At 72.1% G+C, this 12662-nt stretch carries 15 protein-coding genes; 6 read left to right on the top strand and 9 right to left on the bottom strand.

Features of this window, described 5'->3' with window-relative positions; all coding sequences use genetic code 11:
- Nucleotides 1-54 precede the first annotated feature (54 nt).
- Nucleotides 55-1107, top strand: coding sequence for a serine hydrolase domain-containing protein (locus ASG23_RS11540; protein ID WP_056024838.1), 1053 nt, complete (start codon nucleotides 55-57; stop codon nucleotides 1105-1107).
- Nucleotides 1108-1123: 16 nt separating this feature from the next.
- Here ASG23_RS11540 and ASG23_RS11535 read toward each other — a convergent pair whose 3' ends face one another.
- The 3 genes from ASG23_RS11535 to ASG23_RS11525 all read right to left on the bottom strand — a co-directional run bounded on the left by ASG23_RS11535 (nucleotide 1124) and on the right by ASG23_RS11525 (nucleotide 3952).
- Nucleotides 1124-1429 (bottom strand): hypothetical protein, encoded by a 306-nt coding sequence (locus tag ASG23_RS11535; RefSeq protein WP_056024835.1) that lies wholly within the window; start codon nucleotides 1427-1429, stop codon nucleotides 1124-1126.
- Between the two features lie 68 nt (nucleotides 1430-1497).
- Entirely contained in the window at nucleotides 1498-1986 is a 489-nt protein-coding gene (locus ASG23_RS11530; RefSeq protein WP_056024832.1) for a hypothetical protein, read from the bottom strand.
- 52 nt (nucleotides 1987-2038) lie between these two features.
- Entirely contained in the window at nucleotides 2039-3952 is a 1914-nt protein-coding gene (locus tag ASG23_RS11525; RefSeq protein ID WP_056024829.1) for a M3 family metallopeptidase, read from the bottom strand.
- Nucleotides 3953-4043: 91 nt separating this feature from the next.
- Between ASG23_RS11525 and ASG23_RS11520 the strand changes: the two genes are divergently transcribed.
- From ASG23_RS11520 to ASG23_RS11510, 3 genes are read left to right on the top strand one after another with little or no spacing between them, the layout of a single operon-like run.
- A complete protein-coding gene (locus ASG23_RS11520; protein WP_056024826.1) occupies nucleotides 4044-5051 on the top strand; it encodes a LacI family DNA-binding transcriptional regulator in 1008 nt (335 codons plus the stop codon).
- 1 nt (nucleotide 5052) lies between these two features.
- Entirely contained in the window at nucleotides 5053-5562 is a 510-nt protein-coding gene (locus tag ASG23_RS11515) for an ATPase (RefSeq protein WP_056024823.1), read from the top strand.
- A 34-nt stretch (nucleotides 5563-5596) separates the two neighbouring features.
- Complete coding sequence (locus tag ASG23_RS11510) at nucleotides 5597-6739, top strand: epoxide hydrolase family protein (RefSeq protein WP_056026198.1); 1143 nt, start codon at nucleotides 5597-5599, stop codon at nucleotides 6737-6739.
- Here the strand turns inward: ASG23_RS11510 and ASG23_RS11505 are convergent.
- From ASG23_RS11505 to ASG23_RS11480, 6 genes are all read right to left on the bottom strand, one after another.
- A complete protein-coding gene (locus tag ASG23_RS11505) occupies nucleotides 6705-6998 on the bottom strand; it encodes a DUF1905 domain-containing protein (RefSeq protein ID WP_056024820.1) in 294 nt (97 codons plus the stop codon). The two genes, ASG23_RS11510 and ASG23_RS11505, sit on opposite strands and share 35 nt — an antisense overlap.
- 76 nt (nucleotides 6999-7074) lie before the next feature.
- Nucleotides 7075-7518 carry an SRPBCC family protein gene (locus tag ASG23_RS11500; protein WP_157465629.1) on the bottom strand — a complete coding sequence of 148 codons (444 nt, stop codon included), beginning with the start codon at nucleotides 7516-7518 and terminating at the stop codon, nucleotides 7075-7077.
- 23 nt (nucleotides 7519-7541) lie between these two features.
- On the bottom strand, nucleotides 7542-7889 hold the full coding sequence (locus tag ASG23_RS11495) for an ArsR/SmtB family transcription factor (RefSeq protein ID WP_056024817.1): 348 nt from the start codon (nucleotides 7887-7889) through the stop codon (nucleotides 7542-7544).
- Nucleotides 7886-8353 (bottom strand): SRPBCC domain-containing protein, encoded by a 468-nt coding sequence (locus tag ASG23_RS11490; RefSeq protein WP_056024815.1) that lies wholly within the window; start codon nucleotides 8351-8353, stop codon nucleotides 7886-7888. Before ASG23_RS11490 ends, ASG23_RS11495 begins: the two co-directional genes overlap by 4 nt.
- 154 nt (nucleotides 8354-8507) lie before the next feature.
- Nucleotides 8508-9329 (bottom strand): tryptophan-rich sensory protein, encoded by an 822-nt coding sequence (locus ASG23_RS11485; RefSeq protein WP_056024812.1) that lies wholly within the window; start codon nucleotides 9327-9329, stop codon nucleotides 8508-8510.
- 80 nt (nucleotides 9330-9409) lie between these two features.
- Entirely contained in the window at nucleotides 9410-11200 is a 1791-nt protein-coding gene (locus ASG23_RS11480; RefSeq protein ID WP_056024809.1) for an ABC transporter ATP-binding protein, read from the bottom strand.
- Nucleotides 11201-11274: 74 nt separating this feature from the next.
- Between ASG23_RS11480 and ASG23_RS11475 the strand changes: the two genes are divergently transcribed.
- Nucleotides 11275-11841, top strand: a complete 567-nt coding sequence (locus ASG23_RS11475; RefSeq protein ID WP_056024806.1) for a TetR/AcrR family transcriptional regulator — start codon at nucleotides 11275-11277, stop codon at nucleotides 11839-11841.
- A gap of 271 nt (nucleotides 11842-12112) precedes the next feature.
- Nucleotides 12113-12607, top strand: a complete 495-nt coding sequence (locus ASG23_RS11470) for an FBP domain-containing protein (protein WP_056024803.1) — start codon at nucleotides 12113-12115, stop codon at nucleotides 12605-12607.
- The last annotated feature ends 55 nt before the right edge of the window (nucleotides 12608-12662 follow it).

Here is a 12662-nt window from a genome sequence, read left to right as displayed (position 1 = left end):
GGTGGCGCCGATCCTGCGTTCCGCCCTGTCAGACCCTCACGGCAGGGTGGTCCCATGGACGTGAGGACAGCGGTCGAGGCCAGGATCGAGTCCGGCGAGGTGCACGGGGCCGCGTGGCTCGTTGACCGCGCGGGGGACACACGCAGCGGGACGGCCGGCAGCAGCACGCCGGACTCGATCTTCCGCATCTCGTCGGTGACCAAGCCGGTGGTGGCGACGCTGGCGATGGGACTGGTCGACGACGGACTCCTCCACCTCGACGACCCTGTCGACGCGCTGCTGCCGGAGCTGGCCGACCGCCGCGTGCTGCGGGACCCCGGCGGCCCGATCGACGACACGGTCCCCGCCGACCGCCCGATCACCGTGCGGGACGTGCTCGAGTTCCGGCTCGGGCTCGGCATGGACTTCAGCGGGCCGTTCCCGGGCACGGTGCTCGGTGCGCTCGCCGAGCGGGGCCTGCCCGTCGGACCGCCCGCACCGCAGGCGGCACCCGCGCCCGACGAGTGGATGCGGATCGTCGCGAGCGTGCCGCTGTCGGTGCAGCCCGGCAGCCGCTGGCTCTACAACACGGGCGCGCAGGTGCTCGGGGTGCTCGTCGCACGCGCGACCGGCCGGCCCCTGCCGGAGCTGCTGGCCGAGCGGCTGCTCGACCCGCTGGGCATGACCGACACCGGCTTCCACGTGCCGCCCGACCGGCTGGAGCGGCTCGGCAGGCAGTGGCTCGGCCCCGAGGTCTACGACGAGGCCGACGGGCAGTGGGCGACGCCGCCCGCCTTCCCCGACGCCGCCGCAGGACTGGTGTCGACGGTCGCGGACCTGCACGCGTTCGCACAGCACCTGCGCACGGGCGACCCGACGATGCGGACCGCTCGGGGCGGCGCGCACGACGCCGACGCCACCGAGGGCTGGGGCCTGGGGATCGGCGTGAAGGTCGCCGACCTCCCCGACGGTCGGCACGCCGGCAGCTACGGGTGGGACGGCGGCATGGGGTCGACCTGGTGGACCGACCCGGTCACGGACACCATCGCGATCCTGCTGACCACGGACGCGTGGACGTCACCGCAGCCGACGCCGGTGTTCACCGACTTCTGGGCCGCTGCTTTCTAGGCTGTTCCCGCGCTGTCTAGACGAGCTGCTCCACGAGCGCGATGTCCGTCGCGTCGTGCCAGCCGTCGTCGATCCCGTCGAACAAGGCAGCCCGCTCGGGCGAGTCCATCCAGATCTTCTCGAGCCGCCGGAACTCGTCCGCGTCACCCTCGGCGCTGACCGCCCAGGTGAACTCCAGGGCGTCCCGGTTCAGGTAGGCGGACTCGACCGTGAAGTCGAACGCGGTGCGAGTCGGCACCAGGCGCGACTGCCACCAGGCCAGGAACTCCTCGAGCAGGTGCGGCTTGACGGTGTAGCGGCGAAGCTGGACGGTGCGCGGCACGACAGGTCCTCTCGATCGGGTGTGAGGCCATCGTGCCCTGTCCCGACGGCTCCGGTGAGGGATCCGTCTCACCGGACGTGCAGCGGACCCACCGTCGCCTCGAGGTGGAAGACGGCGTCGCGCAGCGCGAGACTCGTGAGGGTCACGCCCTCGACCTTGGACGAGATCGCACGCTGCACGGCGATCACGACCCAGGGCTCCGACTCACCGCGCTGCACCTCCACCACGCCTTCGGGCAGGCCTGCGTTCCGCAGCGCGCCGTTGATCGGACCGATGAGGTACGGCACGAGCCTGTGCGCAGGGAGCGCCCGCGCGTGCGCGGTCACCACGAGCGTCGCAACCCCGTCGGCGTAGTCGGCGAACCGGACCGTGACCGCGACTGTGCCGGCAGCCGCGGCGGCGAGGCGCAGCGGGGTGGGCAGGTCAGGGATCGCACGCGGGTCGATGTCGGCATGGATGGTCGAGCCTTCGCAGCGCAGCTCTCGCACCATCGGTGGCCGCGGCTCCTTCGCCTCCGCGAGGGCGATCGCCTCGGTGAACGGTAGGGCGAGCTGCATCGGCACTCCTCGGTCGGCCGGACGGTGACCTCTGCACGGTACGGCCTGTACGTCAGGCGAGCGTGCCCTGCGCCAACCAGGCAGCGAACGCCTCGAACGACGACGGCCGGCCCAGGAACCGCTCGACCAGCTCGGCGGCGTCCGCGGTGCCTCCGGGCGCGAGGATCGCGTCGCGGTACCGGCGCCCGACGACGGGGTCCATGAGCCCGGCGGTGAACCCTGTGCGCAGGTCCTTCGCGATGATCAGGCTCCAGAGGTACGTGTAGTACGCGGACCCGTACCCGTCGAGATGCCCGAACCCGGCGTACTGGTGGGTCTCGGCGATCGGCGTGTACGGACCGAAGCGGGCGTCGATGTCCGCGGTATACGCGGCCAGGTCGGCCGGCGGGTCCGCGTGCAGACCGTAGGACAGGGCCGTGTAGTTGAGCTGGCGACGGGTCCACGCGCCACGCCCGAACGCGTCCGCGCGGCGCATCCGCTCGACCAGCGCCGCCGGGATCGGCTCCCCGGCGGCGTTCGTCGCGAAGGACCCGAGCACCCCCGCGTCCCAGCCCCACTCCTCGAGCAGCTGGCTGGGCGCCTCGACGAAGTCCCACTCGGTGGCGACGCCGCTGAACATCGCCCACGGCTGGTTGCCGCCCAGCACCTCGTGCACCAGGTGGCCGAGCTCGTGGAAGAACGTGAGGACGTCGTCGTGCTCCATGAGGCCGCTCGGGAAGTTGCAGACGAGCACGCCCTCGGGCAGGGACCGTCCGGCGATGCCGGGCACCAGCGGGAACTGGGCGGCGTGGTTGAACTTCCCGGCCCGCGGGTGCATGTCGAGGTACACCCGGCCGATGGCGCGGCCGTCGTCGGTGACGTCGTAGACCTCGACGTCGTCGTGCCAGGTCGGTGCGTCGACCGGCTGCAACGTGATGCCGAACAGCCGAGACACCACGTCCAGCACGCCGGGCTTGACGGTCTCGTACCGGAAGTACTCGCGGACCTCGCGGGAGTCGACGTCGTACTGCTCGTTCTTGATGACCTGGTCGTAGTAGAGGTTGTCCGCCGCGGTCACCGCCGCCGCGTCGGGGACGTCCTGGCGGTAGCGCGCGAGCATGATGTCGACGTCCCGAGCCGCCGGTTCCGCGGTGAGCGCGTCCAGCTGGTCGACCAGGTCCGCGATCGCCTGGCCGGAGCCGATCATCTTGACCTCGGCGTCGTAGGTCGGCCAGTCCGGGTAGCCCAGCAGCGTGGCCCGCTCGGCACGCAGCCGGAGCAGCTCGGCGAGGATCGGCTCGTTCGCCGGCCACCCGATGCGCTGGTGCTCCGCGGTGAGCGCCAGCCGGACCGACGGGTCCGTCGCGTAGGTGCGGACCGGCAGCAGGTCCGGGTACTCGGTGGTCAGCGTGACCAGCCCGTCCTCGCCGGCCGGGTGCTCCGCGCGGAAGTCCTCCGGCAGCCCGTCCAGCTGCTCGGGCCGCACCTGGACGCTCCGGACGCCGTCGCGGATGTTCCGGGAGAACTCCAGACCCAGCTCGGTGCACCGCTGCGCGAGGGCCCGCAGCCGGTCGCGGTCCTCTTCCGAACGGTCGACGCCGGCGCGGCGGAAGTCGCGCAGCACGTGCTCACGCAGCCGGGCCGCCCCCGGCTCAAGACCGTCGGGGTCGGTCGCCGCGAGCACCTGCCACAGCTCGTGGTCCAGGCCACGCTCCGTGACCAGGTCCTCGGCCGCCTGCGCCCGCTCCTCGGCGGCCGCGCGCAGGTCCGCGTCCGGGTGCACCTCCGCCAGCAGATGTGCGGCTGCGGACCCGGTCGCGATCGCGATGTCCGCGTCGTTCCACAGACCGAGGACCTCCGTCGTCGAGCGGCGCGTGCCGTCCTTCAGACGGGCGAGCAGCGCGCGGGCGTCGTCGAGCGACGCGTCCACGGTGGTGGAGAGGAACGCCGGCCAGGCGGCGGCGTCGGCGGGGAAGGAGGTCGGCATGAGCCGACGATAACCGGCGCCCCCTCGACTCGTGCGACCCCTTTGTGGCGAGGCGCCCGGCTCCGGCACCACGGACTCGTAGGCTCGACGGGTGGGGACCCGGCTGGCCGACATCGCGCAACAGGCGTTGGTGAGCACGGCGACCGTCTCCCGCGTGCTGAACGGTCGGCCCGGTGTCTCCGGCAGCACCCGCCAGTCCGTGCTCGCGGCGCTCGACATGCTCGGCTACGAACGCCCCGCGTCCTTGACGACGAAGTCGGTGGGCCTGGTCGGCCTCGTGGTGCCGGAGCTCACCAACCCGATCTTCCCCGCGTTCGTCGACGCCATCGAGCAGCGGCTCTCCGAGGAACGGCTCACCCCGCTGCTCTGCACGCAGTCGCCCGGCGGGACGCCCGAGGACCGGTACGTCGAGGTGCTGCTGGACCACGCCGTGAACGGGATCGTGTTCGTCTCCGGCCTGCACGCCGACAAGCAGGCCAACCTCGGGCGGTACCACCGGCTGCACAACTCCGGCGTCCCGATCGTGCTGGTCAACGGCTACAACGCCGAGATCGACGCACCCTTCGTGTCCACCGACGACGAGGCCGCGATCGACGCGTCCGTCGACCATCTCGTCGCGCTCGGTCACCGCCGCATCGGGCTCGCCATCGGCCCCGACCGGTTCGTGCCCACCCGCCGCAAGGTCGCCGCGTTCGGCGCGGCCCTCGTCCGGCACAGCCTGGACGAGGGCGAGACCCACGTGAGCTCGTCGCTCTACACCGCCGAGGGCGGGCAGGCTGCGGCGACCGACCTCCTCGACTCCGGGCACACCGCGATCGTCTGCGGCTCCGACCTCATGGCCTTCGGTGCCATCCGTGCGGCGCGCTCGAACGGGCTGCGCGTCCCGCAGGACGTGTCCGTGCTCGGGTACGACGACTCCCCGCTCGTCGCGTTCGCGGACCCACCGCTGACCACGATCCGGCAGCCGGTCGACGCGATCTGCCGCGCCGCCGTCGACTCGCTCCTGGCCGAGATACGCGGAGAGAAGCCGTCGCGGGTGGAGCAGCTGTTCGCCCCGGAGCTGGTCGTCCGCGGCTCGACGGCCCGCGCGCCGGGCTGACATGGCTGGGTCTGAGCTGCTGGTGATCGGCGGACGTTCGGGCGTGGGCAAGTCGTCCGTGGCGAGCGCCCTGCACGCGCTCTTGCGGGACGCGGACGTCCGGCACGCGGTCATCGAGGGCGACGCCCTGGACCTGGCGTGGCCCCCGCCGTGGGAGCACCGGCTGAGCATGCGCAACCTCGCGGCGGTGTGGGCGAACTACCGCGAGCTCGGGTACCGACGGCTGGTCTACACCAACACCGTCTCGGTGCTGGAGGCGGACGAGCTGGCGGCGGCGATGGGCGACGAGCCCCGGATCAGCGGCGTGCTGCTCACCGCGTCCGACGCCGTGGTCGGCGCTCGGCTGGCGGGGCGGGAGTCCGGGGACGAGTTCGCTGCGCACGTCGAGCGGTCCGCACGGGCCGCCCGCCGGCTGTCCGCCGACACCCCCGCCTGGATGCCGCGTCTGGACACCGACGGACGGGACTCCGTCGACATCGCCCGGGAGATCATGGCGCTGCTGCGCTGGTGACACCGTGTCAGTGGCCGTCCCTAGGGTGGGTCGCATGCCGGAGCCGTTCCGCTCGCCGACCACGCCCGAGGCCCTCGAGGACCTGCGCGCCCGGTTGCGCGCGACGCGCTGGCCCGAGTCGCCCGAGGACGCCGGCTGGTCGGTGGGCACCGACCTCGACTACCTGCGGGAGCTCGTCACCTACTGGGCCGACGGGTTCGACTGGCCCGCGCAGGAGGCCGCGCTGTCCCGGCATCCCCGGTTCCACGTGCGCCTGGGCGACCGCCGGATCCACGTCGTGCACGCCCGCGCCGCCCACCCCGGCGCCCTGCCCCTCGTCCTGACGCACGGCTGGCCGGACTCGTTCTGGCGGTACAGCAAGGTGGTCGGGCTGCTCACCGATCCGCCGGACCCCGCGGACGCGTTCGACGTCGTCGTCCCGGACATGCCGGGCTTCGGGTACTCCGACGGTCCGCCGCTGGACGTCGTCGGCGTCGCCGGGCTCTGGGCCGAGCTGATGACCGCGCTCGGCTACGACCGGTTCGGCGCGGCGGGCGGTGACATCGGCAGCGGGGTCAGTCGCTTCCTTGCGCTCGACCATCCGGACCGCGTCGTGGCGGTCCACCGCACCGACGGCGGGATCCCGATGTACACCGGTGACCCGGCGGACCTGGCACCCGAGGAGCGTGAGTTCATCGCGGGCGCCCAGGCGTGGGGATCGGGCGAGGGCGCGTACGCCGCGATGCACCGGACGAAGCCCCTGACCGCCGCCGTCGGGCTCACAGACTCACCGGCCGGGCTCGCGGCGTGGATCGTCGAGAAGCTGCACGCGTGGAGCGACGGCGGCGTCGGCGCGTTCACGAAGGACGAGATCCTCACCAACCTGACGATCTACTGGCTGACCGGGACCATCGGCTCGTCCATGCGGATGTACCGCGCCAACGCGGCGGTCCCGCCCGCGCAGCACGCCCGCCGGGTCGAGGTGCCGTCCGGCTTCTCGATCTTCCCCCACGACCTGGTCCGGCCGCCGCGCGCCTGGCTCGACCGCACCGCGAACACCGTCCGGGTGACCGAGCCGGCGCGCGGCGGGCACTTCGCGCCGTTCGAGGAGCCCGAGCTGTACGCCCAGGAGCTGCGGGAGTTCTTCCGCCCGTACCGACCGGTCAGCGCGGACCACCCAGGACCAGCCGCACCGTGACGGTGTCCCCCAGCTCCAGCACCTCGGCCTTGCGCACCTTGTCCTTGATAGGGACGAGGTAGCGACCGTCCTTCGGGAACAGCGACGTCTCCCACTCCGTGTCGCCGATCTGCGCGAGGACCGGGATGACACCCCACCCGTACGTGACCTGCGAGGACACCGCCTTGATCGCGGCGCTCTCCTGCGCCGGCACGGGGAGGTAGTGGAATGGTGACGGGCCGCGCCAGTAGATGATCTCGCCGGTGAACTCGAACTCCATCGCGCCATGATCCCGCGTGCGTGGGCCGACGCGCGCTCCGCACAGGAGCGCACGTCGGCTCGGCGGCTGACGTTCCTCAGTGCCAGTCGGAGATCTGGAGGTCGTCCGGCGCGGGTGCCCCGGTGCCCGTCTCGACCAGCTGCTTGAGGCTCATCAGGAACGTCGCCCACTTGGTGCTGCAGTGGGACATGAACTCGACGCGCTCCTTCCAGCCCTCGTGGGCGAACAGGACGATCACGAAGTCGCCCTCCTGCTTGAGCTCCCACCGGACGGTCGTCCCGATCCACTCGGGCGGCCCGTCGACGACCTCCCACAGCACGGTCCTGCCAGGCTCGGACTCGAGCACGACCATCTCGATGTTGCCCGGCTCGAACCGGAACTCCAACAGGCCACCGACCTCGGCCTGGCCCGTGGTGTCGGCCGTCCACCAGCCCGCGAGCCCGTCGACCGTCGCCAGGGCTGCGTACACGTCGTCCCGGTCCGCCGCCTTCATGCCGACCCTGTGAATGATGTCCACCATCGTCGATCCCTCTCCTCGTGTCGTTACTTCTGCTGGTTCTTCTGACTGCGCTCGATCGCCTCGGCGATCCGCTTGATCCGCTGCAGGCGGGCATCCCAGGCCGCCCCGACGTCGGCGAGCTGCGCGACCGCACGGGCGAGCTGCGCCTCGTCCACCCGGTACCGGCGCTCGCGCCCCTCGGGCGTGACGTGCACCAGGCCGACGCGGTCCAGCACCACCAGGTGCTTGGCCACCGCCTGCCGCGTCACCGGCAGGCTGTCGCTGAGCGAGGTGGCAGTACCGGCCCCGTCGGCGAGCAGGAGGTCGAGCAGCCGGCGCCGCGTCGGGTCCCCGATCGCGGACCAGAGGTCGTCGTCGACCGCGACGCTCATGGCATCGACACCAGGCCGGCGGCGTACGCGGCGATGTTCGGGACGAACACGTCCCAGCCTCGGACGTGGTCCGCGTAGGCCTCCTCGAGGACCGCGACCTCCCAGCCCTTCTCCCTGAACCCGGTCTCCGTCATCCGGAGCAGGGTCCCGTCACCGGACGGGACGAGCTCGAACGTGACCAGCAGGGACTTCGTGGACGTGGCGACATCCTCGCCCTCGTCGTGGACCCAGCGGAACGAGAACAGGCGGGGCGGGACGGCGTCGACCACCGTGATCGGCTGCACCTGCGCGTCAGGCCCACCCCTGTTCCACGCCACCTCGGAGACCGCGCCGGGGGTCGGGGACAGGTCGGTCTCTGCGCCGTTCCACCACTCCCGGATGTGCTCAGGACTGCTGATCACCTCGAAGACGACCTCCGGCGACGCTGCGACGTGGATCTCGCGCTCGATGCTTCCGAACTCCATGAGCTTCTCGCTTTCTGCAACGATTGGTTGCAGATGACGATAGCTCGTCAGCTCGGTCAACGCAACCTTTAGTTGCGCGCCAAATCCGAGGCTGGCCGGTCACCAAGCCATGGGTGCCGCGATGGCGGGCTACGCGGCGCTCATGGCTTGCTCCTCAGCGGCGGCGGGCCGTCAGGGTGGTGATCAGCGGGGCCAGCAGCGCGATCGTCGCCGCGGCGAACGCGGCCGTAGCGACCGTGTCGTCGACCAGCGGGCCGTCCGCGCGACCGACGCCGATCCACCACAGGCCCCACGCCATCGCGAGACCGACCGGGATGATCACCGACGGACGACCGCGACCGAACACCGCGTACGCGACCGACAGCACCGCGCCGGCAGCCAGCACGACCACGGACCACGCCGTGGCGCCGAGGCCGAGCTCGCCGACGTCGGCGACCGTGAGGAACGCGGCGATGTTCGCGAGCGTCGCCACGCTGACCCATCCGAGGTAGAGCCCCATCGTCAGGTCGGTGATCAGCGACGTCGCGGTGCCCGTGTGTGCGAGGCGGACCAGCCGGACGAAGACCACCGACAGCACGGCGAGCAGGGCCAGCATCACGACGACGCTCCCGCCCACCGACCCGGCCTGCACGACCCCGATCCACGCGGCGTTGAGCAGCATCGACGCCAGCACCCACCACGACACCGCGCGCAGCCGAGGGTCGGCGCCCTGGCGCGGCAGGGCCTGGACGACCGCGAAGACGCCGAGGCCGAGGTAGATCAGCGACCAGATGGAGAACGCGGGGGTGTCGGGGGCGAGCGGGGTGGCGGTCGCGGACAGGGCGCCGTCCGCGGCGTCGGCTATGGGCTGGCCCCCGAACGCGCCGGAGCCGACGGCAGCGCCTCCGATGGCGACGATCGCGCCGACCAGGACGGTCACCTGCCGGACGCGGTCCCGGGTCGTGGCGAGGGCGGGAGTGTCGAGTGCGGTCTCCATGTCGCCATCGTGCCAACACTCAGCATGCTGAGCATCTTGAGCGGCCGGTCGACCGCAACGCGTGACTGCGTGGCGGCTGCCTAGACCCCGACGCTCTCCGATGACCGCCCCGGCAGCTCCACGCCGATACGCAGCGCCTCGACGAGGTCCCGGTAGAGCACGTCGGACTCCAGCAGCTCCTCATGCGTCCCGCGGGCCCGCACCCGTCCGTCCTCCATGACGAGGATCGTGTCGGCGTCGAGCACCGTGGACAGTCGGTGCGCGACCGTGACGACGGCCCCGCGCGTGGCCATGTCCCGGATGCAGTCGTGGATCGCCGACTCCGTGAGGCCGTCCACCTGAGCGGTCGCCTCGTCGAGCAGCAGCACCTCGGGCGCCTTGAGGATCGCGCGGGCCAGGGCGATGCGCTGCCGCTGACCGCCGGAGACAGACGTCGAGGTCAGCGACGTGTCCAACCCGTCGGGGAGCGCGTCGAACGCGCCGTCCAGCCGGACCGCCGACAGCACGCGGTCGAGCTCCTCGTCGGTCGCGTCGGGTGCGCTGAACAGCAGGTTGTCGCGGATCGAGCCGGGCACGATCGGCGTCTCCTGCTCGACGTACGCGAAGCGCTCGCGGAGGCGGTCGTGCCCGATCTCGGCGAACGGCACACCGTCGAGCAGCAGCTGCCCGGACTGCGGCTCGAGGAAGCGCAGCAGCAGCGAGAACACCGTGGTCTTCCCGGCACCCGACGGTCCGACGAGCGCGGTGTGCCCTCGCCGCGGCACCGCGAACGAGACGTCCCGCACGGCCGGCTCGGCGTCGGGTCCGTACGCGGCGGTGACGTGCCGCAGCTCGACGACAGGAGTCGAGCCGTCCGGGAGGGCGCCGTCGGAAGGCCGGGAGGCGACCGGCTGCTCGCTCTCCATGGTCGTCACCTCCCGGATCCGGGCGGCGGCAGCGATGCCGGACTGGAGCTGCGTGAACGCCTGCGTCAGCTCCGTGATCGGGCCGACGATGTTGAACGCGTAGAGCAAGAACGCCACCAGGCTGGAGACCGCGAGCAGGTCCTGGGACACGCGCCACGCGCCGAGCCCGAGGATCACGACGATCGCGAGCTGGATGCCGCCCCAGGAGATGGTCCAGGCGACGGCGGTCGTCCGCACCGCACGCACCGAGTGGTCCTTCGCGTCGCGCGCGTCGGCCAGGATCCGATCGCCCTGACGGTCCTCCGCGCGGCTCGACTTGACCGTCCGGACGGCGCGCAGCGTCCCCTCGAGCGTGCCGCCGAGCTTCCCGACGGACTCCTGCGCTGCCTCCTGCGACTTCGCGATGCCCGGCAGCAGCAAGGCCATGAGCACGCCGACGACGATGATCGCGCCGATGGTCGTCGCCAGCAGCACCACATCGAGGACGGCCATGAGGATCAGGGTCCCGACGAGGGCGACGACGCCGTTGACCAGGCTGACCAGGCTCGACGACGCGGCCTCGCGCAGCAGCAGCGTGTCGGACGTGGTGCGCGTGACCAGCTCACCGACCGGCCGGCGCGTCACGGCGGGCACGGTCGCGCGCAGGAAGTGCCGCACCAGCGACTCGCGCGCGTCGAGCACGATCCGCTCGGCCACGGTGCCCATGAGGATCCACTGCGCGAGCCCGACGGCAGACCCGATCACGAGAAGGCCCAGCAGGAGCGCGATCGGCTTCGCCAGGCTCAGGCCCTCAGAGAGGGAGTCGAGCACCCACTTGGTGACCATGGGCGTCGCCAGGCCCATCGCCGTCGCGACCAGGCTCAGGGCCAGCCCGAGGACGAGGGTGTTGCGGTGCGGGCGAGCGAAGCCGATGAGGATGCGGAGCCGCTCGCCGCGCGGAGTGTCGGTGTCCGTCGTCGCCGTCATCGACCCAGTGGAACACTGATGTTCCATAGAGGTCAACCATGTTCTGTCACGGAACAGCCTGATACTTTTGGGGGATGACAGTCGACCTCGAGACGGGCACGCGTGGCCGGACCCGCAAGGCGATCCTCGACGCGGCTGTCCGGGTCCTGGCCGCGGACCCCGGCGCGAGCCTCGGTCAGATCTCCGACGCCGCCGACGTCGGCCGGACCACGCTGCACCGCTACTTCCCCGACCGTGCCGAGCTCGTCGCCGCCGTGATGCAGGAGGCTGGACGCCGGCTCGGCGACGCCGCCTCCCGCGCCCGTCTGGACGAGGGACCTGGGCTCGACGCCCTCCTGCGCGCCTGCCAGGCGCTCCTGCAGCTGGGCGACCTGCTGACGCTGATGTTCACCGGGGTGGTCTCGATCGAGACGTGCGGCGCCGAGCACGGGTTCGCGCAGGCGCTCGACGACGCCTGCACCCGCGGCCTCGCCGACGGCACGCTCGACCCACGCCTCACGCCCTCCTGGCTGCAGGGCGTGCTGTGGTCGTCGCTCTACCTCGGTTGGAGCGAGCTGCGCGACGGCACGACGCCGCCGCACGAGGTAGTCAGCCAGCTCCTGCTGACCGTCCGCAAGGCCCTCGCGGCACCCGCCGCCTGAAAGATCCGATTGGACGCCCCGCCCGGCGGAGGCGCACCATCGAGGCGATCACGACAAGACGAGCACGGAGCGCACCACGATGCAGCAGGGAAGCGAGGCGGCCGTCCTGGCCTGCTCAGCCAGAGCCCGGACGCCCGCCCAGCACGCCTGACGCCACCTCGGCGACACCCCCGACGGACCCGCCCGGTCCGCCGGTGGTCGGGCGCACCTCGGCGGGCGCTCGCGCCGTCACGAGCCCGTGCCGGCTCCCGCCGTCCTGAGAGCACCCTCGATGATCCCCCTGACTGAACCCCAGATCCGCGCGTCCTTCGTCAACTGCTCCCGCCGCGAGGCCGCGCAGGTGACCCTCCCGGCCGAGCTCGCCGCCCTGCGCTGGGACCGCCTCGACTACCTCGGCTGGATCGACCGCAAGGCCCCGCAGCGCGCCTACGTCGTCCTGCCCGTCGACGACGCCCTCGTCGGCATCACCCTGCGCTCGCCGGAGGGAACCGCGTCCCGCCGACGGGCGGTCTGCGCCTGGTGCGAGGACGTCTACGCCACCGACGACGTCTCGATGTACGTCGCACGCCGCGCCGGCGGACCCGGTCGCAACGGCGACACCATCGGCACGCTCATCTGCACCGGCTTCGAGTGCTCCCACAACGTGCGCCGCAAGCCCACGATCATCGAAGCCGGGCAGGACCCGGCCGGGCTGGTGCTGCGCCGCATCGACGGGCTGCGCGAGAGGTCGGTGCGATTTGCGCGCGAGGTGCTCCGGGCGCTGTGAGCACTGTCGCACGTGCCCGTTCTGTGCTGGTCTAGTGGCCGGCCGACAGGCGTCG

The sequence above is a fragment of the Cellulomonas sp. Leaf395 genome (genome assembly GCF_001424125.1).
Taxonomy (GTDB): Bacteria; Actinomycetota; Actinomycetes; order Actinomycetales; family Cellulomonadaceae; genus Cellulomonas.
Note: the sequence above shows the minus strand (reverse complement) of the source record. Positions and strands in the feature narration are given on the sequence as shown.